The organism is Actinoplanes lutulentus (assembly GCF_003259845.1).
Lineage (GTDB): Bacteria > Actinomycetota > Actinomycetes > Mycobacteriales > Micromonosporaceae > Actinoplanes > Actinoplanes lutulentus.
The window spans coordinates 262,458-283,004 of sequence record NZ_QLMJ01000004.1 but is presented as its reverse complement, the minus strand read 5'-3'; the positions used below and the strand labels follow the sequence as shown (position 1 = coordinate 283,004).

18 protein-coding genes are annotated in these 20,547 nt (G+C 68.9%); 10 read left to right on the top strand and 8 right to left on the bottom strand.

The features are described from left to right. Window positions 1–5: 5 nt before the first annotated feature. Window positions 6–587 (bottom strand): RNA polymerase sigma factor, encoded by a 582-nt coding sequence (locus tag B0I29_RS11550; protein WP_111648919.1) that lies wholly within the window; start codon window positions 585–587, stop codon window positions 6–8. A gap of 189 nt (window positions 588–776) precedes the next feature. On the opposite strand from B0I29_RS11550, the gene B0I29_RS11545 reads away from it, so the two are divergent. Further along, on the top strand, window positions 777–1,202 hold the full coding sequence (locus B0I29_RS11545; protein WP_111649160.1) for a DUF350 domain-containing protein: 426 nt from the start codon (window positions 777–779) through the stop codon (window positions 1,200–1,202). A gap of 93 nt (window positions 1,203–1,295) precedes the next feature. On the opposite strand, the gene B0I29_RS11540 is transcribed toward B0I29_RS11545, so the two are convergent. Together B0I29_RS11540 and B0I29_RS11535 are read right to left on the bottom strand one after the other, a co-directional pair. Then, window positions 1,296–2,459, bottom strand: a complete 1,164-nt coding sequence (locus B0I29_RS11540; RefSeq protein ID WP_245972449.1) for a low temperature requirement protein A — start codon at window positions 2,457–2,459, stop codon at window positions 1,296–1,298. 525 nt (window positions 2,460–2,984) lie between these two features. After that, window positions 2,985–3,923, bottom strand: coding sequence for a quinone oxidoreductase family protein (locus tag B0I29_RS11535; protein ID WP_181557769.1), 939 nt, complete (start codon window positions 3,921–3,923; stop codon window positions 2,985–2,987). Window positions 3,924–4,007: 84 nt separating this feature from the next. On the opposite strand from B0I29_RS11535, the gene B0I29_RS11530 reads away from it, so the two are divergent. From B0I29_RS11530 to B0I29_RS11520, 3 genes are read left to right on the top strand one after another with little or no spacing between them, the layout of a single operon-like run. Continuing rightward, on the top strand, window positions 4,008–5,105 hold the full coding sequence (locus tag B0I29_RS11530) for an acyltransferase family protein (protein ID WP_146616764.1): 1,098 nt from the start codon (window positions 4,008–4,010) through the stop codon (window positions 5,103–5,105). Further along, window positions 5,077–5,904, top strand: coding sequence for a type 1 glutamine amidotransferase (locus tag B0I29_RS11525; protein ID WP_111648916.1), 828 nt, complete (start codon window positions 5,077–5,079; stop codon window positions 5,902–5,904). The genes B0I29_RS11530 and B0I29_RS11525 overlap by 29 nt, the downstream gene beginning before the upstream one ends. Next, window positions 5,904–8,927, top strand: a complete 3,024-nt coding sequence (locus B0I29_RS11520; protein ID WP_111648915.1) for a bifunctional [glutamine synthetase] adenylyltransferase/[glutamine synthetase]-adenylyl-L-tyrosine phosphorylase — start codon at window positions 5,904–5,906, stop codon at window positions 8,925–8,927. Before B0I29_RS11525 ends, B0I29_RS11520 begins: the two co-directional genes overlap by 1 nt. A gap of 9 nt (window positions 8,928–8,936) precedes the next feature. Here the strand turns inward: B0I29_RS11520 and B0I29_RS45175 are convergent, their stop codons facing one another. Then, a complete protein-coding gene (locus tag B0I29_RS45175) occupies window positions 8,937–9,947 on the bottom strand; it encodes a hypothetical protein (protein WP_146616763.1) in 1,011 nt (336 codons plus the stop codon). 143 nt (window positions 9,948–10,090) lie between these two features. After that, window positions 10,091–10,477, bottom strand: coding sequence for a MarR family winged helix-turn-helix transcriptional regulator (locus tag B0I29_RS11510; protein ID WP_111648913.1), 387 nt, complete (start codon window positions 10,475–10,477; stop codon window positions 10,091–10,093). A 148-nt stretch (window positions 10,478–10,625) separates the two neighbouring features. On the opposite strand from B0I29_RS11510, the gene B0I29_RS11505 reads away from it, so the two are divergent. Continuing rightward, on the top strand, window positions 10,626–10,817 hold the full coding sequence (locus B0I29_RS11505; RefSeq protein WP_111648912.1) for a hypothetical protein: 192 nt from the start codon (window positions 10,626–10,628) through the stop codon (window positions 10,815–10,817). 119 nt (window positions 10,818–10,936) lie between these two features. On the opposite strand, the gene B0I29_RS11500 is transcribed toward B0I29_RS11505, so the two are convergent. Continuing rightward, entirely contained in the window at window positions 10,937–12,637 is a 1,701-nt protein-coding gene (locus B0I29_RS11500; protein ID WP_111648911.1) for a hypothetical protein, read from the bottom strand. A gap of 57 nt (window positions 12,638–12,694) precedes the next feature. Here B0I29_RS11500 and mptB point away from each other — a divergent pair, with 57 nt between their 5' ends. From mptB to B0I29_RS11480, 4 genes are all read left to right on the top strand, one after another. After that, window positions 12,695–14,098: a polyprenol phosphomannose-dependent alpha 1,6 mannosyltransferase MptB gene (gene mptB, locus B0I29_RS11495; protein ID WP_111648910.1), complete on the top strand. Its 1,404-nt coding sequence runs from the start codon at window positions 12,695–12,697 to the stop codon at window positions 14,096–14,098. Then, window positions 14,025–15,161, top strand: a complete 1,137-nt coding sequence (locus B0I29_RS11490; protein WP_111648909.1) for a glycosyltransferase 87 family protein — start codon at window positions 14,025–14,027, stop codon at window positions 15,159–15,161. Before mptB ends, B0I29_RS11490 begins: the two co-directional genes overlap by 74 nt. 9 nt (window positions 15,162–15,170) lie before the next feature. Beyond that, window positions 15,171–17,300 carry an esterase-like activity of phytase family protein gene (locus B0I29_RS11485; protein WP_111648908.1) on the top strand — a complete coding sequence of 710 codons (2,130 nt, stop codon included), beginning with the start codon at window positions 15,171–15,173 and terminating at the stop codon, window positions 17,298–17,300. 76 nt (window positions 17,301–17,376) lie between these two features. Next, window positions 17,377–18,012 (top strand): ElyC/SanA/YdcF family protein, encoded by a 636-nt coding sequence (locus B0I29_RS11480; protein WP_181557768.1) that lies wholly within the window; start codon window positions 17,377–17,379, stop codon window positions 18,010–18,012. 91 nt (window positions 18,013–18,103) lie between these two features. On the opposite strand, the gene B0I29_RS11475 is transcribed toward B0I29_RS11480, so the two are convergent. Beyond that, window positions 18,104–18,295 (bottom strand): hypothetical protein, encoded by a 192-nt coding sequence (locus B0I29_RS11475; RefSeq protein ID WP_111648906.1) that lies wholly within the window; start codon window positions 18,293–18,295, stop codon window positions 18,104–18,106. Between the two features lie 153 nt (window positions 18,296–18,448). Next, the gene (gene glnA / locus B0I29_RS11470; protein ID WP_111648905.1) at window positions 18,449–19,873 is read right to left on the bottom strand and encodes a type I glutamate--ammonia ligase; all 1,425 of its coding nucleotides are present in this window, start codon (window positions 19,871–19,873) and stop codon (window positions 18,449–18,451) included. Window positions 19,874–20,064: 191 nt separating this feature from the next. Between glnA and B0I29_RS11465 the strand changes: the two genes are divergently transcribed. After that, window positions 20,065–20,460 (top strand): RDD family protein, encoded by a 396-nt coding sequence (locus B0I29_RS11465; RefSeq protein WP_111648904.1) that lies wholly within the window; start codon window positions 20,065–20,067, stop codon window positions 20,458–20,460. Window positions 20,461–20,547: the final 87 nt, after the last annotated feature.

Below are 20,547 nucleotides of genomic sequence, written 5' to 3'. Positions count from 1 at the left end.
GCTGCTCATCTCATCTCCTTCAGCGCCGGTACCGGAAAATGTGTCACCGCGGCGCGCTGGGCGAGCAGACGCAGGCCTCGATAGGCGGCGGTCCGTACCGCTCCGGGGCGGCGGCCGAGGATCTTTCCGGTGCTCTTGGCGTCGAGGCCGACGACGACCCGCAGCATCACGGCCTCGGCCATCTCCTGCGGCAGCGTCGCGATGAGCGCCAGCGCGGCATCGGTGGTGACGAGTTCCAGCGCGCGGTCGGCGGTGTCGTCGTCCGCGCGTATCTCTTTCAGGTATTCGTCGGCCGGACCGGCCGGCTGCGGACGGCGGCGCTGGGCTCGCAGCAGGTCCATGGCGCGGTGCCGGGCGATCGTCGCGGTCCAGCCGCGAAACCCGTCGCCGTCACCGCGAAACGAGTGCAGGTCGCGCGCGATCTGCAGCCAGGCCTCGGACGCGACGTCCTCGGCGTCCTCATCGACCAGCACGCGCAGGTAGCGAAGCAGAACCGGTTGTTGCAGGCGGTAGAGCTGCCGGAACGCGTTCTCGTCGCCGGTCTGCGCAGCGCGCACGACCGCGTCGAGCTCCTCCGGTGCCAGCATGCGACCTCCGCGCCTCTCCCCGTTTAAGCACTGCGGGAGACGCCAGACAGGCGACCTCCCGTACTTACAGCGCCGCGACGCGAGAATCTGTCACAGAACTGGGGCGACAACAATTCGGATGCGCTTGAAGACGTGGTAGATCGTCTCCGATACGGTCGGGTGCTGACATCGTGCGACAAGGGAGAGGCCGTGCTGGAAGACCTGCTTGAGGGCGCCGGGCGCAGCATCGTTTTCGGGCTGGTCGGGATCGGCCTCATGGCCGTCGGCTATCTGCTGATCGATCTGCTCACCCCCGGCAAGCTGCGGGACCTGATCTGGGTGGAACGCAACCCGAACGCATCGTTGCTGCTGGCGTCGAACCAGCTCGGCATCGCGGCGATCGTTTTCACCGCCATCTTCACCAGTTACGACTCATTCGGGCAGGGCCTGGCCTCGACGGTCATTTTCGGTCTGCTCGGCATCGGCATCATGGGCCTGGCATTCCTGGTCCTGGATTGGATGACTCCCGGCAAACTCGGCGAGGTCATCTGCACCCCGGACCGACACGGCGGCGCCCTCGTCAGCGCGGCCTCGCACTTCGGCGCCGCCTTGATCGTCTGCGCCTGCATTTCCTAAAACCTTTTTCAGTACGCTCCAAGCCTCACGTTTCGCGAAGACCGCGGCCGGGGCCCCGCAAGCAAAGGCATTGCGGGACCCGGTCCAACGGCCTCAGTCGGGCACACTTTCCGTCCGCCCGAAATCCCCGATGGCGGCCACCATCCCGAGCCGCCGCACCCGAGGCAGATCCTCGGCGATCGCACCGGCCGACATGATGATCGGAATCGCCGCCAGCTGCGCCACCGCCACCCAGTGCCCGAGCGGGATCACGGCGAGCACCGAGGCCGCGACCACGAGCCGGTAACCGATGCCCGGCAGCCCGAGCATCCGCAGGTAAACGGCGTGCCCGACGAGATAGATCGCCACACCGCCACTGAGCGCCAGCGCCGTTCCCCAGTGCATCGGCTCGAACGCGTACCCCACGGTCTTCTTGATCCCGACCGCGGTCACCACGATGCCGAGCAGCATCGGCACATGCCCCCAGCCCCACGCGTTCAGCGCGAGCCGGCCCCGGCGGCGGGGGTCGACGCACCCGGCCAGCACCCGCTCGGAGCGCCGATCGTCACCGGCGAAGTAGCACCACCACAGGTAGTACGCGATGCAGAGTCCCAGCACCGCGACCAGGATCGCCCCGCCGTCCAGCGGCACCTCACGGAACCCCAGCCCGATCGCGATGATCGACTCGCCAATCGCGATGATCATGACAAGGCTGTGCCGCTCGACGAAGTGCCCGCCCGCGAGGGAGTGCATCTCCAGCGGGTGCGCGTACCCGGCGGCGATCTGCACGAGCGGCGCCGCGATCCAGCAAGCCAGCCGGTACGGCTCCGGCAGCAGGCCGCCGGCCAGCACCAGCAGGGCGGCGAGCAGATTCATCGGGGCGAGGAGCCGCAGCATGCGTACCGCGTGCGGGCCGGCGCGCAGGAACAGGACCGAGTGCACGATCGTCACCACGACGTAGGCGATTCCGAAGATCCAGCCGTACTCACCGAACGTCTCCGGGATGGCGATCGCCATCACCAGGAAACCGGACATCCCGGCGAGCAGCAGCGTGCGCCGGGTCGTGGTGATCGGGCCGACCGCGTTGGTGAGCCAGGCGTACCCCGAGTACATCCACCAGAGCACGGCCAGGATCAACAGGACGCTGAGCAGTCCGTGCGGTGTCAGGTCGTCGGCAAGAGTCTCGCTGAGCTGCATGACCGTGAAGACGAACACTAGGTCGAAGAAGAGCTCGAGCGTGGACACCCGGATGCCGGGCGTCTCCTGCTGCAGTGTCATGGCGGGGAGCTTAAAACAGCAGCTTTTCAGCCAGCTTTCAGCTCACCGGCCAAGCGTGACGCCGAACCACAGTCAGGCGTGACGCCGAACCGCGGTCGGGCGTGCCCTGTCGCGGTTGGCTCGGGCCTGACGGTCGGCTCGCGTCAGTGGCCGGGGCTGGTCTGCGTGGCGGGGTCGGAGGCGGCACGCCGCGAGTACCCCGCCAGCGCGTGTCGAGTTTGGGCGGGCTTTGAACCTGAAATCGACACGGGCGGGCGATTCGCGGGGTGCGTGTCGAGTTTGGGGGCGTATCGAACCCGAAATCGACACGCCCGTCTGAACCGCGGCGGTGACCACGGCGGGGTGTGGCCGTGACCGCGGTGCGGGGTTGGAGGTCAGGCGCGATCTTGGTCTCGGAGGCACACTCCGGCGGGTACAGCGGTCCGAGATTGCCCGGCCGCGGGGGCGAGCCGTAGCTCAGAGCGGTGTTCAGGCTGCGATGACATGGCACGGGCTGGACATCACGGCCCCGCGCGGGCGCGTCGATCAGTGCAGTTTGCGTACGTCGATGACCAGCTTTCCGCTGGTTCTGCGGCTCTCCAGGTCGGCGTGGGCTCGGGACACCGCGGTGAGTGGGTACCGGCCGCCGATCCGGGCTCGCAGCAGACCCCGTCCAGCCAGGTGGAACAGCCGGGCCGCTCCTGATCGGTAGAGCTCCTCGTCGTCCAGCACCCGCTGCAGCCGGAACCCGAGGACCCCGGTCGACGCGGTCATCAGATCCTCCACCGCGACCACGGCGCCACTGCCGCCCTCGCCGTAGGTCACCACCCGCCCGAACGGCGCCAGAGCCGCCCGTAGCTGCTCGAACGTCCGGCCGCCGACACCGTCCAGCACCAGCGTCGGCGCCTCGCCCAGGGCTTGCCGTACGGCCGTACCCAGGTCCGGGTGGTTCGAGTCGACGGCGGCGTGCGCGCCCAGCTCGACGGCGTACGCCCGTTTCGACTCCGACGAGGCGAGCGCTACCACCCGTGCGCCGGCCCAGCGTGCCAGCTGCACCGCGAGGTGGCCGACCCCGCCGGCGCCGGCGGTCACCACGACCAGGTCGTCGCCGCCGACCCGGCCCAGGGTCTGCAGGCAGTGCCAGGCGGTCAGGCCCTGCTCCAGCACGGCCAGGGCCTGCTCGTCGGTGACACCGGGCGGGACGTCCACGGCGTACCGCCGCAGAGGGGCCGCGACCTGTGCATACCCGCCGCCGGTACGCAGCAGCGCGGCGACGCGGCGGCCGTCGGAGCGGAGGTGGCCCACGACGTCGGCGCCGAGGATCGCCGGGAGTTCGGGTTTCTCGTAGACACCCCGGCGGCGGGCGACGTCGGCGTAGTTCACGCCGGCCAGCGTCACGTCGACGACGGCCGCGTCCGGGCCGGGCACCGGCTCGTGCACCTCGTCCAGAGCGAACACATGGGGGCCGCCGAATGAGGTGATCATCGCGGCGAGCATGCCCCCATTGAATCAAGGCTGACCGAAAGGTTGTCTACAGGACAACCACAGGTTGCGGCTATAGTGGCGCCGGTGATTGGCTCTTCCCGGCCGCCCCGATCCGCTGCCCTCGATGCGATCCGGGTTCTCGCCATCCTCGCAGTCCTGGCAGGACACCTGCCGTACCGTCCGCCGTGGCTTCCGCCCACCGTGTACGCGTGGCACGTCCCGGTCTTCTTCCTCCTGACCGGGTACCTGTGGCGTTACGGGCGCCCGGCCGGCGACGAGATCAACCGGCGCTGGCTCAGCATCGGCCGGCCGTACGTGACCTGGCTGGCGCTGCTCGGCGTGCCGTTCCTGGTGATCGGCTGCCTGATCCTGAACGAGTACGAGTTCGTCGACCAGGTGCGCCGCACCCTCACCCTGGTCGGTGCGAATCGTCTCTTCACCACGTTCTGGTTCCTGGCCGCGCTCTTCTTCGCCGCGATTCTGGCCCGGTTGCTGGAGCCGGCGCCGCGCTCCGCCGCCTGGGCGCTCGGCCTGCTCGGGCTGGTCGCCGGTTACCTGACCGGCAAGTCGCTGTCGTCGCTGCCGCTCTGGATCGGCCTGGCCCTGCCGTCGCTCTTCTTCATCCTGGTCGGCCAGGAGCTCAAGCGTTTCCGCGAGCGCATCCCGGTGCCGCTGGTGACCGGCCTGCTGGCGATCGCGGCCGGCGCCGCCCTGGTGGCGACCGGGCTCGCCGAGACCGTCGACATGAAGTACGCCCGGCTCGGCACACCGGTGCTCGGCGTGCTGGTGGCGGTGCTGATCGGCGCCGGCCTGGTCCTTGTCGCCGAGGTGCTGACGCCGGCCGTGCCGGCCGTGATCCAGCGGTTCGTCATCGCGGTGGCGCAGAGCGGCCTGGTCGTCGTGCTGATCCACCCCGCGATCATCTGGGGACTGTCCACCTGGACCGACCTGCGGATGCCGTTCTTCTACACCGCACTGGTCGTCCTGTCCTGGTCGATCGCGTACACGCTGAGCCGCGTACCAGGTCTGGCCGGCTGGCTGGTCGGAGTGGACCGCCCGCGTGGTGGCACCCCCGCTCCGGTGCCTGCCGCCAGAACGAAGCCCGCATCAGAAACCGGCTCGGAAACCGCACCGGAGACCGCACCTGCCGCTGATGCGGTCCTGGCCCGCCGGAGCGACTAGCCTCGACGGCGTGGGGACTGCTGCGCTCGTCATCGAAAACGATCCGTCCGACGGCCCCGGCCGGCTGGGTGACTGGCTGACCGAGGCCGGCCTTCCGCTCACCGTGCTGCGCCCGCATGCCGGTGACGAGCTGCCTGAGACACTCGACGGTTTCGCGGCGCTGATTGTGCTGGGTGGCGACCAGAACGCGTACGCGGATGAGGCGGGCGTGCCCGGCGCGCCCTGGTTCCCGGCGCTGGAAGGGCTGTTGCGTAAAGCGGTGCGCTACCGCGTGCCCACCCTCGCGATCTGTCTGGGCGGCCAGTTGCTGGCGGCCGCGCACGGCGGCCGAGTGCAGCTCAGCACCTCCGGCCCGGAGATCGGTCCCGGCCTGATCGGCAAGCGGGACGCGGCCGACACCGACCCGCTGTTCAAGTGGGTGCCGCTGCTGCCCGATGTGACCCAGTGGCACCGGGACGAGATCACCGAGCTGCCGATCACCGCGGTGCTGCTCGCCGCCTCCAGCCGGTTTCCGATCCAGGCGTTCCGGATCGGCGATCGGGCATGGGGCACCCAGTTCCACATCGAGTGCGACGTGCCGATGATCGAGAATTGGGCCCGCAGCGACGCCGCCACCCTGGACGAGCTGGGTTACGACCAGGAGTCGGTGGTGCTGGCCACGGCCGAGTCGCTGCCTGACGTCGAGGAGGTCTGGCAGCCGTTCGCCCAGCGGTTCGCCTCGCTGGCGCTGGGCACCCTGCCGGACGCCGACATACCGAACCTCGGAACCGGCCGGACCCTGCCACTTCTGGGGCAATGATGACCAGGCCCAGCCGGCTCGCCCGGTACGGCTTCGCCGACAACGGCGCCCGCGCCACCGACCTGCTCGGTGAGGACGGGCTCCGGCTGTGGGACGCCACGACCCAGGGCCCGGTCGACGCGGCCGCCGCCGATCTGCTCGACGCGCTCTCCAAGACCGCCGACCCGAACCTCGCACTGCGTCAGCTGCACCGCCTCGCCGAGTCGGTGAGCCGGGCCGCGGAGCGCAGCAACGGCGCCCGGCCGACCGGTCCGGGCAGCGTCTTCGTGCACAACGCGGCCACCGCGGAACTGCTCGGCGAGCTCTACGGCGACCAGGGCCTGAAACGCCGGCTGCTGGCCGTGCTCGGCGCCTCGTCGGCGCTCGGCGACCACCTGGTGGCCAACCCCGACGAGTGGCGCACCCTCGCGACCGGCAAGAGCGGTCTTCCCCCGGACGCAGAGGGTCGCCTTGCCCTTGAGGACTCGATGGGCGATCGTCCTCCTACTGTTCCGGCGCTTCGTACCGCGTACCGAATCTCGCTCTTGCGCATCGCGGCCGCGGACCTGACCGGGGGTCGTGGTCTTGAACCCACCATGGCCGCGCTGTCGCGCCTGGCTGATGAGACGCTCGCGGCGGCGTACGCGATAGCGGTGGCCGGTCTGCCGGCCGGGACGCCGGAGCCGCGACTCGCGGTGATCGCGATGGGCAAGTGCGGTGGCAACGAGCTGAACTACGTGTCCGACGTCGACGTGATTTTCGTGGCCGCCGGCGACGAGGATCTGGCGGCCGGCACCACCGTCGCGGCGCGGCTCATCGAGATCGGCGGCCTGGTCGCCTGGCCGGTGGACGCCGCGCTGCGCCCGGAGGGCAGTCGTGGCCCGCTGGTCCGCACCCTCGCCAGTCATCAGGCCTATTACCGCAGGTGGGCGCGGACCTGGGAGTTCCAGGCGCTGCTCAAGGCGCGTCCGGCCGCCGGCGATCTGGCTCTCGCGCAGGACTGGCTGGCCGATCTGGCGCCGCTGGTGTGGCACGCGGCCGAGCGTCCGGAAGCGGTCGCCGACGTCCGCGACATGCGCCGCAAGATCATCGACAACGTGCCGCCGAAAGAGGTCGAGCGCGAGATCAAGCGTGGTCCGGGCGGGCTGCGCGACATCGAGTTCGCGGTGCAGCTGCTCCAGCTGGTGCACGGGCGCATCGATGAGACGCTGCGCGCTCCCGGCACGCTCCCGGCGCTGCGCGCGCTCGTGACCGGCGGTTATGTCGGCCGGCAGGACGGCGAGACGTTGCTCCGCGGGTACCGATTCCTGCGCGGCGTCGAACATCGACTGCAACTTCAACAGCTCAAGCGTACGCACACCGTGCCCGACGATCCGGCCGGTCTGCGCTGGCTCGCGGCCGCCCTCGGGTACACCGCGCTGCCCGGGCGTGACGCGGTCCAGGCGTTCCGGTCCGACTGGGTCGGCCATGCCGCGAACGTCCGCCGCCTGCACGTGAAACTGCTCTACCAGCCGCTGCTCGAAGCCGTCGCCCGGGTGCCCACCGAAGAGCTGCGGATGACGCCGGAATCGGCCCGCAAACGCCTGGTGATCCTCGGTTTCGCGGACCCGGCCGGCGCGGTGCGGCATCTTGAGGCACTCACCGGCGGCGTGACCAGGACCGCCGCGATCCAGCGGACCCTGCTGCCGATGCTGCTGCAGGACTTCGCCGACGCCCCGGAACCGGACCGTGGCCTGCTCAGTTACCGCCAGGTCTCCGACAAACTGGGCAGCACACCCTGGTACCTCCGGCTGCTGCGTGACGGCGGCCCGGTGGCCCGCCGCCTGGCCCGGGTCCTCAGCCTCTCTCGGTACGCCTCCGACCTGCTCACCCGTGACCCGGAAGCGCTCCGGCTGCTCGCTGACGACGACGAGCTGCTGCCCCGGCCCCGGCAGGCGCTGCTCGACGGGTTCGCCGCGGCCGGTGACCGGCACGCCACCGATCCTGTTCAAGCGATCAGCGCGGTCCGCGCCCTGCGCCGCCGGGAGCTGTTCCGGATCGCCTGCGCCGACATCCTCAGTCAGGACGAGGAGCTCGCCCCGGAGCGCCCGCTGGACGTCGACATGATCGGCATGGCCCTCTCCGACGTCACCGATGCCACGCTCGGTGCCGCGCTGCGGATCGTCAGGCGTACCAAACCCGGCCCGGCGGGCTTCCGCTTCGCGATCATCGGGATGGGCCGGCTCGGCGGGTACGAGATGAGTTACCCCTCCGACGCCGACGTGCTCTTCGTGTACACGGCTCCGCCCGGCACCCCGGACGGCGAGGCCAGCACGGCGGCCCGGGGCATCGCCGAGGAACTGCGCCGGCTGCTGCAGACACCGGCGCCCGACCCGGCTCTCGGCGTCGACGCGGATCTGCGCCCCGAAGGCCGTCAGGGTCCGCTGGTTCGCAGCCTGCAGGCGTACGAGCAGTACTACGCCCGCTGGTCGAAGGTCTGGGAGGCCCAGGCGCTGCTGCGGGCCCGGTTCGTCTGCGGCGACGCGTCGCTCGGCGCCGAGTTCGAGCAGCTCGCCGACGGGGTCCGTTATCCGTCCGGCGGTCTCAGCCGTGAGCAGGTCATCGAGATCCGCCGGATCAAGGCCCGGGTCGAGACCGAGCGGATGCCGCGCGGCGCCGACCCGAACACGCACACGAAACTGGGCCGCGGCGGCCTCGCCGACGTCGAATGGGCCGTCCAGCTGCTCCAGCTGCGGTACGCCCACGCCGAACCGGAACTGCGCAAGACCCGGACCATGGAGGCGCTGGACGCGGAGTGCCGGGCCGGCCTGGTCGACTCGTCGGACGCGTCCGCGATGATCGCCGGGTGGACCCTCGCGGCTCAGGTGCGTAACGCGCTCACGCTGGTCCGCGGCCGGCCCACCGACCAGTTGCCCCGGCACGGGGTCGAGCTGGCGGGCGCGGTGCTCCTTCTGGGCGGCGGCGATCCGGGTGAGTTCGTCGACCGGTATCTGCGGCTGACCAGGCGGTCCCGGGCGGCGATGGAACGGGTGCTGGAGTCATGATCTTTCTTCTCAGCAGGCGTTTGAGGTGCCCTCGCCGTTGAAGATCCGGTAACCGTCCTTGGTGGCTCTTTCGGTGAGCGTGTAGCTGACTCGCCAGTCGGTACACGTTTCGTCGAGGCGGTCGTCCGGGCCGTCGCCGGCGTCCTGCTCGCTCTTGAACGTCACGTCCGCGCCGAGTCGCCCGGGGCCCAGGTCGGACAGTTCGCGCAGCACGATGTCGGAGTCCTTCGCGGTGGCGGTGCCGTCGGTGAACCGGGCCATCTGGTCGGGGTCGTCCGGGTCGAGCTCGCCGGCCGGGTCCAGGACCTCGGCCACCTTGGCGTAATCCTTCGTGTTGATGCCGGTGAAATAGGTTTCCAGCATCGCGGCGACCTCGGGGGCGCGTTCGTGCGTCACGTCGTCGGCTACCGTGACCAGCTTTTTCGGCTCGATGACGCTTTCTTCGCGGGTTGGCGGCGGTGGTTTGGTCTGCCGCTGTGCGTTGCTGCTCGTCTTCTTGTCCTGCTCGGCGGTGGATTCCATCAGGCGGGGTCCACCGAGGATCGCGGCGGCGGCCAGGGCCGCGACGAGAACGACGATCGGGACGGCGGGGACAAGCCGGCGGCCGGATGGCTCGTCGTCGACGGGGTCGGCGGGTTCCGGGATCCAGGTGGGTCCCGGGTTCCCGGGTGCCAGGGTTTTGGGTGGCGGGTTTTCAGATCGCGGGTTTTCGAGTGGCGGGTTTTCGGGTGGCGGGGGCCATGGGCGGCCGGCTACCGAGGGTGGTGCGTTGCGGGCGTTCCTCGGCTCCCAGCGTTCCGGGAGATCGTTGCGTTTCGGCTGCTCCGCATGCCGGGGCTCGGTCTGCCGGGTCTCCGTTTTCCGGGGTTCCGGTCTTTGTGGCCTCGGCGGTAACGCGTCCCATCGGGTCGGCTCGGTGCTCCGGGCCGGTCGGCCGCACGCCTCGCAGGCGTGCGGATCGCCGTCGTTCGTCTCGCCACAGCTGCCGCAGATCCACATCGGCTGGTCGACTCCCGTCATCCTCGCCGGATCCCAGGACAACGGGAAATTTCCGGGAATTCAGTGAATCGCGCCGCAGAGGATGGCGATAGGCCGCTAAGGGTGACGTTTCCGCCGATCAACCGATACGGGTGACGGATTACTAGCCGATTTGCGAGACAGTCTCAGCGAGTAGCGGCAGCGATTACCCGAGTCAGCGCGGCATGAACACTTCTCAATTCTTCAAGCGGCATCCCGAGCCGTTCTACAACGGCCGGCGGAATGCGCTCGGCGTCGGACCGCAGCGCCCGGCCCCGCTCGGTCAGCGTGATCGCGAGACTGCGCTCGTCAGCGGGATCCCGCTCCCGCCGCAGATATCCGATCGCCTCAAGGCGCTTCAGCAACGGCGACAGGGTGCCCGGGTCGAGTTGCAGCAGCTCGCTGAGCCGGCGCACGGACAGCGGGGCGTGCTGCCAGAGAGCGAGCATCACCAGGTACTGAGGGTGGGTCAGACCCATCGGCTCCAGAAGCGGCCGGTAGATCGCCACGACACTGCGGGCAGCCACCGACATGGCGAAACAAACCTGCTGCTCAAGCGCCAGCGGGTCAGTGCTGGAGTGGTCTGGATCACTCACGGTTCGTGTCTCCTCAGGTCAGCGGTTAGTCTACCAATAGTTGGTGTACCAACCATTGGCCCGCAAAGTGTCGGAGGCGAGCTCCATGTCGAAGTTCTCGAACTGGTTCCACCAGACGTTCGACGACTGGGCATTCCGGTCCCTGATCGGCCCGGCACAGACCAAGGGCGCCGTGCAGGGCTGCGACGAACACGCCCGTGAGCAGTGGAAACGCGACCTGGAAAACCGCAAGCGCATCACCCGCGAACAGCGCGCAAGGCGCAAGGCCGCCCGCTAACCCAGCGCCGCAGAGCGTGATCTTGTGAGTTTGTGGTCGATATGGCGGCACAAACTCACGACATCGGCGAGCGCCCGCGCTGAGCATCGACAGTCGATGTCACCGGCGGCGGGCGAACCTCACCGCAGGCTGCTGGTGAGTGTGTAGCGGCCGGGTGCCGGGACGTTCACCCGGGTCCAGTCGCCGGCGGCGCTAACCGTTGCACCGTCAGAAACGGTCAGCCAGCGGTGATAGCGGACGCGCACATCCACCGAGCCCGCACTCGGGGCGTCGAAGATCACTGATGCCGCGTCCTGGTGGACCAAGCCTGGGACGATCGGGCGGGGGTTCGTTACGGCGTACAGACGCCAGTGAGAATGCGACCAGATCAGGGTGAGGTAAGGCAATCCGCTGGTCACGAGCTGAGCTTCGGATCTTCCCGGCCAGGCGAGGGTGACGTCGGGCACCGCGACGAATTGGACGGCCTGTTCGTCGAGCCAGGTGCGGTAGCTGTCGGCGGTCAGTTCGACGCCGGTTCCGGACGCGCCGGGCACCGTCGTGAAGAAGAGCGGGTTCCGATCAATATCGGCCTGACGCAGCCAGCCTCGCGCCAGCGGGACATCGCCCATCGAGGCGGCTTCCCAGTAGGCGCGGGTCGGCGGGATCTCGACGCGCCCGGTCAACTTCTCGGCGGCGAGCCGGTCGCGAAGCGGTTCAAAATAGGCTGGATCGGATGCCGGATTCCCGATGTCGCGCACATCGTCGATCACCACCGGCGGCTGCCACCAGATCAAAACCGCGAGCAGCGCGATCCCGGCGATCCGGTCACGCTTTTCATGGGTACGCCTTTTCGGGGCGCCCGTTTCCGAAATATGCGCGTTTGCCGTGCGTGTGAGCGCCGCACCATAAGCCGCCAAGATCGGCAGCCCGAACATCACCGCGAGCCGAGTCGCGTTGAGCCCGACCGGAGTGTGGATCAACGCGGCAGCGAGCACCCCGGCCGACGACATCAGCGCCCCGGCGCGCACCGCCCGGATCGGCACGAAAACGGCCACGACCAGGCCGGTCACGACGGCGCGCACGGTGTCCGTCCGGCTGATGTTCATCCAGCCGCCGTCGCCGAACAGCAGCGCGGTCAGGGCGAGCGGCACGGCCGCCGGGATGGCGAGCAGAAGCCCGTCCCACCTGCCCAGCCGGTGCCGGCCCGGCGATCCTTCGGCCGGCGATTGCCCTTCGGCCAGCGATTGTCCGGCGAGTGCTGGCCTTTGCCCGGCGGGTGCTGGCCTTTGTCCGGCGGGTGCCGGCTTTTGCCCGGTCAGCAGTAGTGCCGCGCCGGCGAGGCCGGTGAAGAGGCCGGCGACCGGGCTGGTCGCGGACGCGAGGAACGCGGCGACCGCGGCGAAACGGCGTAGCCGGGGAACCGTGAGCAGGACCAGTGCGGCGATGCCGAAGCAAACGCCGAGTCCGTACGTGACGCGGCCGCTGACCAGGTTGCCGGTGAACGCGACGGTGCCGAACACCGCGCCGAGCCAGGGCCGTGCTGCTCCGGTCCGGTGGAACAGCACGGCGAGCAGCACCGATCCGGCGACGAGGCTGAGCACGCCGGTGACGCGTACGCCGAGCAGCGCCATCACGGGCTGCGACACGAGGCTGTAGCCGAACTGTTCGACGCCGGCGTACCAGCTCAGGTCGACCGGGGTGAGGCCGTGCCCGGCGAAGAAGTCCGCGCGGGCCACCTGAGCGGCGAGGTCGGAGCCCATCCGGGGCAGCAGAAGGTAGATGCCGCCGAGGATCGCCGCTCCCAGCGCGGTGATCCATTCCAGCCGGTGCCGGGCCCACATCCCGCCGACCCTACCGGTTTCCCGGAGGTAGCAGCCTGTCACGGTAGGGTCGTCGCCATGCCCCGTCCGTCCCTCGTCCGATACACGGGGCTGGCAGGCAGTCTGCTGCTGGCGGTGGCCGCCTGGCTCGGCGGCGCCTCCAGCCCGTGGAAACCCAACGTGACACCGGGCACGATCTTCTCCGGTGACAACGGTGTGCTGCTCCCGGTCAGCTGGCTGGCCGGCACCGTGCTGCTGATCGGCGCGTGGTGGGTGGGCCGGCGGGATGTGCCGTCGTTACGCTGGGCCTATCTCACGGCGGCGCTCTGGGCTGCGCCGTTGGTGCCGTTCCTGCCGCTGGCCAGTTACGACGTCTACTCGTACGCCTGTCAGGGTTGGCAGCAGGCGGCGGGCCTCGACCCGTACTCCGGCGGGGTTGATCTTCTGGGTTGTCCCTGGGCCGACGCCGTCTCGCCTACCTGGAGTGACGCTCCGGCGCCTTACGGGCCGGTGTTCCTGGTGCTGGCGGCGCTGGCGGCGACGGTCGGTGGGTCGCTTGCCGGGACCGTGGCGGTGCTCCGGCTGATCGCGGTTCTGAGTGTCGCGGTGATCGGCTGGTGCCTGCCGATGCTGGCGCGGCGCGCCGGTGTGCCGCCGGAACGTGCGGTGTGGCTGTTCCTCGCGTGTCCGCTCGTGCCCATTCATCTGATCTCCGGCGCGCACAACGACGCGGTCATGGTCGCCCTGCTGGTGGCCGGTCTGGCCGTGGCGCAGGCCGCGATCACCTGGCCGCGAATGATCGCGGCAGGCGTGCTGCTCGGCCTCGCCGTCGGTGTGAAGGCGACCGCCGTGGTGGTGCTGCCGTTCGCTCTGCTGCTCCTGCCGAAGCCCTGGTGGCGTGCGGCGGTCGCGCTCGGCGGGGGAGCGGTGGCGGCTCTCGTGGGTGTCTCGCTCGGCGCCGGCCTCGGCCTCGGCTGGGTGACCGGCCTGTCCGGAAGCGGCGTGTCGGTGCAGTGGACCGCGCTGCCGACCGCGGTGGGCCTGACCCTGGAAGTGCTCGGCGTGCCGAGCGCGGTGCCGGTGACCCGGGTGCTCGGAATGATCACTCTGGCCGTGGTGCTGGTGGTCCTCTGGGTGCGTGCTTTTTCCAGGGATGCGGTGCACTACGCGGGCCTGGCGCTGGCCGCGACCGTGCTGCTCGCTCCGGTGTTCCACCCGTGGTACGCCCTCTGGCCCCTGGCCGTGCTCGCCGCGACCGTGCGTAAGGAGACCCGGTGGCTGGTCGCCCCGTTCGCGGTGGCCGCGGCGCTCTGCCTGCCGGATGGATACAACCTGGCCCTCGTCACGAAGACGCAGGGCGCCGTCGGCATGACCGTGCTCGCCGGCTGTCTAGCGTGGAAAGTCCTGCATGAAGCGAATCAGCACTCTCGTCGGCCTGGCGCTGCTCACGGTGGGGGCGATCGTCTTCACCGGGCTCCGTAACGAGTACTTCGACTCGAAGGTCTATTACGGGGCGGTCCAGTACTGGTTCCGCGACGGCGGGATGGTCTACGACTTTCTGCGACCGGGTACGCCGTACGGATTCACCTATCCGCCGTTCGCGGGCCTGGTGATGTCGCCGATGGCCTACCTGCCGTTGTGGCTGGTGGCGGCGGTCGCGAGCGTGGCGACGATCGCGACGACCGCGGCGCTGATGTGGTGGCTGGCGGGGCCGTACATCCGGCAGAAAGGCTGGCCGTTCCGCTACGCGATCGCGATCGCCATGCTGCTCGCGCTCCTCTTCGAGCCGGTACGCGAGACGATCACCTTCGGTCAGGTCAACACGCTGCTGCTCGCCCTCGTCACCGCGGACATGCTGTTCGGCGTGGCCCGTGGCCGGAAGTGGGCCGGTGTCGGAATCGGTCTGGCCGTGGCGATCAAGCTGACACCCGGCGTCTTCATCCTCTACCTGCTGGTCACCCGGCGCTGGCGTGCTCTCGCCACGTCGATCGGATCGGCGGCGGCCGCGACGCTGCTGGCCGGGGCGCTCTTCCCGGATCAGTCCCGGGAGTTCTGGACGTCGGCGCTCTGGGACACCAACCGGGTCGGGCTGCTGTATTACCTGTCGAACCAGTCCGAGCGGGGTCTGCTCGCGCGCCTGCCGATCGAGACGGTCGAGTCCCGGGTCTGGCTGGTCGGTGTCGTGGCGACGCTGGCGGCCTGGGGATGGCGGGTCTTCCGCGCGCCGGACGACGTCGTCGGCGGCCTCGCCCTGACCGGTGTCCTGGGGTGCCTGATCAGCCCGGTCACCTGGATCCACCACTGTGTCTGGTTGATTCCGGCGTTGGTGCGATGTGTCGAGATGGGACGCCCGTACCTCGGTATTTCGGGCTATGTACTGATGACCTCGCACCTCACCTGGCTGTGGGAGAAACGGCCCCGGCCGCCCCTGGAGCTGCTCGGCGGCAACATTTATGTCTGGTTCAGCCTGGCTCTGCTCTTCTGGACACCCCTCGGCACCCGCAGTTCGTCTGAAATCCATGAAAGCGACAAGATCATCGCGTAGTCAGAGCGCATGTCCATTCGCCGTACCACCTCGGCGGTTGCCACCGTCGTGGCCTTGGCTGCCGTCGGCAGCGTGCCCACCGCGGCGGCCGCGCACGGTTATGCCAACACGTTCCAGCGCCTTTCCACGTTCCCCGCATACCTGAACTCGTCGATCGACGACACGGCGGCGGCCGAGATCTCGACCGTCACCGAGGACGGCCGCACTGTCGTCTACACCGACAGCCCCGGCAAGCGCCTCGGCTTCGTCGACATCAGCAACCCGTCGCGCCCGGCCCCGGCGGGGACGCTGGCCGTCGGCGGCGAGCCCACGTCGGTCGCCCACCTGGGCCGTCTGCTGCTGGCCGGTGTCAACACCCGGACCAGCTTCACCGACCCGTCCGGCAAGCTCGTGGTGATCGACTCCAAGACCCGCGCGGTCGTCCGGTCGATCGAGCTCGGCGGACAGCCCGACTCGGTCGCCGTCGCGCCGAGCGGCCGGTACATCGCCGTCGCGATCGAGAACGAGCGCGACGAGGACGTCAACGACGGCGCGATCCCGCAGGCGCCGCCCGGCTGGCTGTCCGTGATCGACGTGGCGACCTGGAAGGTCACCAAGGTCTCGTTGGAAGGTCTCTCGGCGGTCGCTCCGACCGACCCCGAACCGGAGTACGTGAGCATCAACTCGCGTGACGAGGCCGTCGTGTCTCTGCAGGAGAACAATCATCTCGCGGTGGTCTCCCTGCGTACCAAAAAGGTCGTTTCTGATTTTTCCGCCGGAACCGTCACGGTCAGCGGCGTTGACACGCTGGACGACGACACCATCTCGCTCGACGGTTCGATCACCGCGAAGCGCGAGCCGGACGGCGTCGCCTGGATCAACGACGACCTGTTCGCCACCGCGAACGAGGGCGACTACGAGGGCGGCTCGCGCGGCTGGACGATCTTCAACAAGAAGACCGGCAAGGTCGTCTGGGATGCCGGCAACACGCTGGAGCACATCGCCGTCGAGCACGGCCAGTACCCGGACAAGCGCTCGGATGCCAAGGGCATCGAGGTGGAGAACGTGGCGTTTGCCCGGATGGGCGGCGTTCCCTACCTCTTTGTGAACTCGGAGCGGGGCAACTTCACCGCGGCCTACGACGTCTCCAAGCCGTCCGCGCCGAAGTTCAAGCAGCTGATGCCGACCACGAACGCCCCCGAGGGTGTCGTCGCCGTGCCGTCCCGCGGCCTCGTCGTCGTCGCCAGCGAGGAGGAGGACCCGTCGATCGGCATCCGCGGCGGCATCCAGGTCTTCAAGCTGGACGCGCCGGGCTCGGACACGCAGGTCTCGTCGGTCGCTTCCATCCCGTGGGGTGCGCTCTCCGCGCTCTCCCCGGTGCCGGGCAGCCGTGACCAGCTCGTGTCGGTGACCGATTCGGTCTACACCCCGACCCGGATCCTGACGCTGTCGACCGACGGCGTCATCTCCCAGCAACTCACGGTCACGAAGGACGGCTCGCCCACCGGCTATGACGCCGAGGGCATCGTCGCTCGCAAGCAGGGCGGTTACTGGCTGTCCGTCGAAGGCACCGGCGCCGGCAAAGCCCCCAACCTTTTGGTACGCCTGAACGCCACCGGCGTGGTGCAGGAAGAGATTCCGCTCTCCGCCGACGTGGCCGCCGCGATCACCAGCAACGGCCTCGAAGGCGTCGCCGAGGTGGGCAAGTACGTCTGGGTTGCCGTCCAGCGCGCGATCAAGGGCGACCCGGCGAACACGGCCCGGATCGGCCGCTACGACACGGTGACCAAGACCTGGTCGTGGCTGCTGTACCCGCTCGACACCGCCCCGACGGGGTGGGTCGGCCTGTCCGAGCTGGTAGCGGTCGACGCCGAAACGTTCGCGGTGATCGAGCGCGACAACCAGCGGGGCACGCTCGCCGCGGTCAAGAAGATCTACACGTTCGACGTCCCGGCGACGTGGACGGGTACTCCGGTCGTCACCAAGAAACTGCGCAAGGACCTGCTGCCGCTGTTGCAGGCCGGTGGTGGCTGGGTGCAGGACAAGGTCGAGGGCTTGGCGGTGGCCGGCGACGGGCGCACCTACGCCGTGACCGACAACGACGGCCTCGACGACTCGACGGGCGAGACGGTCTTCCTGAACCTGGGCCGCCTGCTCTGAGGTCTGTCCGGTAGTTCTGCTGCTTTTCTGACCCGGCGCTGATCTTCTGGTCAGCGCCGGGTCTCATGCTGGGTGGGTGGAATTGGAAGTGCTGCCGGGGACGCCCGGACTCACGCTTGCCGAGGTGAGGCACGTGCTGGTGCCCGGCCGGGGCCGCAACCGCGACGGCACCGGGCTGAACCTGGAAGGCGAGGCCCGCTGCCGCCTAGCCGTCGAGCTGGCCGTGCCCGGCCGGATCGTCTGCTCCGGATACAAGTCCCCGATCGACCACAAGGGCCGGGCCTGGACCTCGCCGGAGGGCGAGGTCTTCCAAGGCATCCCCGAGGCTGATCTGATGCGGTCATGGCTCCTGGATGCCGGAGTGCCACCAGAGGTCATCGGCGTCGAACGCCACTCCGTCGACACGGTCTCCAACCTGCTCCGCTCCGAGCACGAGGGCCACTTCGGCGGCGGCCAACCGGTCGCCATCGTCGCCCAGCGCGGCCACCTGAGCCGCATTCTGTCGGTGATCGCCCCGCGTACGTTGCGGCGGCCGTACCTCGGGGTGGTGGCGCCGGGCGAGCCCCGGGAGAGCCCGCTGGCCGCACCGGTGAGCTGGCTGGTCGGCGCGGCCCTGCCCCGCGACGCCAGAGCCGCGATCGCTGCGGTCGAGCGCCGGTCCAGGCTCCTATGGCGTACGGCCGAACACCTGGGCAAACGCGACTATTACTGAGTCTTGGCGTTCGTCAGGCGGGGTCGGTTACTGAGTGCTGGCGTTCGTCCAGGCGGCGTCAGTTACTGGGTGCTGGTGTTTGTCAGGCAGCTCAGCCCTGTTCCACGGTGAGGGTCACGGCGCCGTCAGGTTCGTCGATCCAGCCGACGACGAGGCCGGTGGAGATCATGTGGCCGCCCATCGGGTAACGGAAGGGCGCGCCGACGACCTGCTCGCGGGTGTACTCACGCGCGAATTCCGGCTTCATGCGCATCTCGTAGCGGAGTGGGTTCGCTTTCGTCATGGCCGGAAAGCTAATGCCGCATCCGCCGATCCGAATCCCTCGATGCGGCGACTGCCAGGGTTCAAGGTGGTCGGCGCATCGAGGCGGGTACGCGAAACGGCGGTCACTCCCGGCCGAAGCCGAGGGTGACCGCCGTTTACCGCTATTCGCGGATCAGACGTTGTAGTACATCTCGAACTCGTGCGGGGTCGGGCGCAGACGGACCGGGTCGATCTCGTTGGCGCGCTTGTAGTCGATCCACGTCGAGATCAGGTCGTCGGTGAAGACGCCACCGGCGGTCAGGTACTCGTGGTCGGACTCGAGCGACGTGAGCACGCCGTCGAGGGAGCCCGGCACCTGCTTGACGGTGCCCCACTCCTCCGGCGGGAGGTCGTACAGGTCCTTGTCGATCGGAGCCGGCGGCTCGATCTTGTTCTTGATGCCGTCCAGGCCGGCCATCATCTGCGCCGAGAAGGACAGGTACGGGTTGCCCGACGGGTCCGGCACGCGGAACTCGACGCGCTTCGCCTTCGGGTTGCTGCCCGTCACCGGGATGCGGGTGCAGGCGGAGCGGTTGCGCTGCGAGTAGACCAGGTTGACCGGGGCCTCGTAGCCCGGCACGAGGCGCCGGTACGAGTTGACGGTCGGGTTGGTGAACGCGAGCAGCGACGGCGCGTGGTGCAGCAGGCCACCGATGTACCAGCGGGCCATGTCGGACAGGCCGGCGTAACCGGTCTCGTCGTAGAACAGCGGCTCGCCGCCGAGCCAGAGGCTCTGGTGGGTGTGCATGCCGGAGCCGTTGTCACCGAAGAGCGGCTTCGGCATGAACGTCGCCGTCTTGCCGTGCTCCCAGGCGGTGTTCTTGATGATGTACTTGAAGAGCTGCATCTGGTCGCCGGCGTGCAGCAGGGTCGAGAACTTGTAGTTGATCTCGGCCTGGCCCGCGGTGCCGACCTCGTGGTGCGAACGCTCGACGGTGAAGCCGGTGTCGATCAGGCGGCGCACCATGGCGTCACGCAGGTCGGAGTAGTGGTCGACCGGGGAGACCGGGAAGTAGCCGCCCTTGAACGCGGTCTTGTAACCGCGGTTGCCGCCCTCCTCCTCGCGGCCGGAGTTCCACGCGCCCTCGATCGAGTCGATGTAGTAGAACGCCTGGTGCGCGGAGGTCTCGTGCCGGATCGAGTCGAAGATGTAGAACTCGGCCTCGGCACCGAAGAAGGCGGTGTCGGCGATGCCACTGGCGGCGAGGTACGCCTCGGCCTTCTTGGCCACGTTCCGCGGGTCACGCGAGTAGGCCTCGCGGGTGAACGGGTCGTGGATGAAGAAGTTCAGCGCCAGAGTCTTCTGGATGCGGAACGGGTCGATGAACGCGGTCGCGACGTCCGGCAGAAGCATCATGTCGGACTCGTGGATGGCCTGGAAGCCGCGGATCGAGGATCCGTCGAAGGCGAGGCCGTCGGTTACAACGCTGTCGTCGAACGACTCAACCGGGATGTTGAAGTGCTGCATAACACCCGGCAGGTCACAGAAACGTACGTCGACGAACTTGACGTCCTCGTCTTTGAGGTATCGCAGGAGTTCCTCGGGATTGGCGAACACACGTCCTCCTGGCACAGTTTTCCGATACCGGGCGGCATGGGCCGCCACCTGGCAAGGCTGGTCGCGACGTTATGGGTACGGGGTTGCCCTGGCGTATCCCTATTGTTTCTGCCGTGTTACGGACTGAGTCGGCAAGGCACGGCAAGAGCGCGCGCTGATCATCCGGACACTATCGCGTACGCTCCGAAGACGTGGCTGCTTCCGTCAACGAATCCCCCGTGACACCTGCTGGCCTGGCGCCTGCCGGCCTGGGCCCGCGACTGGCGGCCATCGTCGTCGACTGGGTGCTCTGCCTGTTGATCGCGAGCATCTTCGCCAGCCCGGCCGAGGTGGCCTGGCCGCCGGTTCTGATCCTGGTCGTGGCGAACACCTTCTTCCTCGGACTTTTCGGTCAGACGCCGGGAATGCGGCTCGCCCGCATCCGCTGCGCGTCGTATCCAGATGGGGGTGTGATCGGCCTGCGCCGCGGGCTGATCCGCGGCGTGCTGCTCGGCCTCTTCATCCCCGCGATGATCATGGATGGTCAAGGTCGCGGCCTGCACGATCGTGCCGCGGGTTCCATCGTGGCAGGAGTTCCACGGAGCTGACAATCCGCAGGCCATGACAATGATTGATGGCGGCCACAAGCAAAATTTATTGGCCGTCGCGATCGTCCTCGGGGAACGCTGGGGCGG

Coding starts and splice junctions, on each gene's coding strand:
- B0I29_RS11550 (WP_111648919.1), bottom strand. CDS start 587: ATGCTGGCACCGGAGGAGCTCGACGCGGTCGTGCGCGCTGCGCAGACC.
- B0I29_RS11540 (WP_245972449.1), bottom strand. CDS start 2,459: ATGACACTGCAGCAGGAGACGCCCGGCATCCGGGTGTCCACGCTCGAG.
- B0I29_RS11535 (WP_181557769.1), bottom strand. CDS start 3,923: ATGATCACCTCATTCGGCGGCCCCCATGTGTTCGCTCTGGACGAGGTG.
- B0I29_RS11525 (WP_111648916.1), top strand. CDS start 5,077: ATGCGGTCCTGGCCCGCCGGAGCGACTAGCCTCGACGGCGTGGGGACT.
- B0I29_RS11520 (WP_111648915.1), top strand. CDS start 5,904: ATGACCAGGCCCAGCCGGCTCGCCCGGTACGGCTTCGCCGACAACGGC.
- B0I29_RS45175 (WP_146616763.1), bottom strand. CDS start 9,947: ATGACGGGAGTCGACCAGCCGATGTGGATCTGCGGCAGCTGTGGCGAG.
- B0I29_RS11510 (WP_111648913.1), bottom strand. CDS start 10,477: ATGTCGGTGGCTGCCCGCAGTGTCGTGGCGATCTACCGGCCGCTTCTG.
- B0I29_RS11505 (WP_111648912.1), top strand. CDS start 10,626: ATGTCGAAGTTCTCGAACTGGTTCCACCAGACGTTCGACGACTGGGCA.
- B0I29_RS11500 (WP_111648911.1), bottom strand. CDS start 12,637: ATGTGGGCCCGGCACCGGCTGGAATGGATCACCGCGCTGGGAGCGGCG.
- mptB (WP_111648910.1), top strand. CDS start 12,695: ATGCCCCGTCCGTCCCTCGTCCGATACACGGGGCTGGCAGGCAGTCTG.
- B0I29_RS11490 (WP_111648909.1), top strand. CDS start 14,025: ATGAAGCGAATCAGCACTCTCGTCGGCCTGGCGCTGCTCACGGTGGGG.
- B0I29_RS11485 (WP_111648908.1), top strand. CDS start 15,171: ATGTCCATTCGCCGTACCACCTCGGCGGTTGCCACCGTCGTGGCCTTG.
- B0I29_RS11475 (WP_111648906.1), bottom strand. CDS start 18,295: ATGACGAAAGCGAACCCACTCCGCTACGAGATGCGCATGAAGCCGGAA.